At 67.6% G+C, this 902-nt stretch carries 1 protein-coding gene; it reads left to right on the top strand.

Going from position 1 to position 902, the window contains the following annotated elements:
• A partial coding sequence (locus ON40_RS34450) for an LLM class F420-dependent oxidoreductase (RefSeq protein WP_063713143.1) occupies nt 1-902 on the top strand: 902 nt, incomplete at both ends.

The following is a 902-nucleotide window of genomic DNA, read 5'->3' on the forward strand; positions in this document are numbered from 1 at the left end:
GAAGTTCAATCTGATGTTCCCGATGCGGGCGGTCAAGCACTACCCGCGCTGGATCGGCGAGTCCGACTTCGGCGCGGTGGCGAAGTTCGTGGAGGATGCCGGATTCGATGGCCTGTCGGTCAGCGAGCATCCGTATCCGGACAAGAAGTGGCTGGCCAACGGCGGCCATCATGCCTTCGATCCGTTCGTCGCGCTCAGCATCGCCGCCCAGGCCACCAGCCGGCTGCGGCTGATCACTTATGTGATGGTCGCGGGATATCGCAGTCCGTATCTGGGTGCGAAATCGGCGGCGTCGCTGGATCTGATGTCCGGCGGGCGGCTGACGCTGGGCCTGGCCGCGGGGTATCTGAAGTCCGAATTCGAGGCTCTCGGAGCCGATTTCGCGCGTCGCGGGGCGCTGCTGGACGAGGCGATCGCGGCGATGCGGGCGAGTTGGGCCGGGGTCGACCACGATGGCCCGGAATTCGGTGTGCCGGGCCATATTTCGCTGCCCGCGCCGGATCAGCCGGGCGGGCCGCCGATCTGGATCGGTGGTAACAGCGCCGCGGCGCGTCGCCGCGCGGTCGAACTCGGTGACGGCTGGCTGCCGATGGGGCAGTCCGCGGAGATGGCCGCGATCACCCGGTCGCTGCCGCTGGAGGATATCGGTACGTTGCGCACGATGATCGGTGAGCAGAACGCCCGGCGCGCGGAGCTCGGTAAGTCCGCGTTGGACGTTTCTTTCGTGCCGTTCGAGGCGAGTCTGCTGCGTAGCGGCGACACCGCCGCGTTCTGCGATGCGGTGCAGCCGCTGCTGCCGGAGTACGCCGATGCCGGGGTGACCTGGATCACCATCGAGCCCGCCAGCCGCAGTATCGACGATTTCCGGGTCGACGTCCCGATGATCGCCGACCGGCTGCTCG

The sequence above is a fragment of the Nocardia jiangxiensis NBRC 101359 genome, assembly GCF_000308615.1.
Classification (GTDB): Bacteria; Actinomycetota; Actinomycetes; order Mycobacteriales; family Mycobacteriaceae; genus Nocardia; species Nocardia jiangxiensis.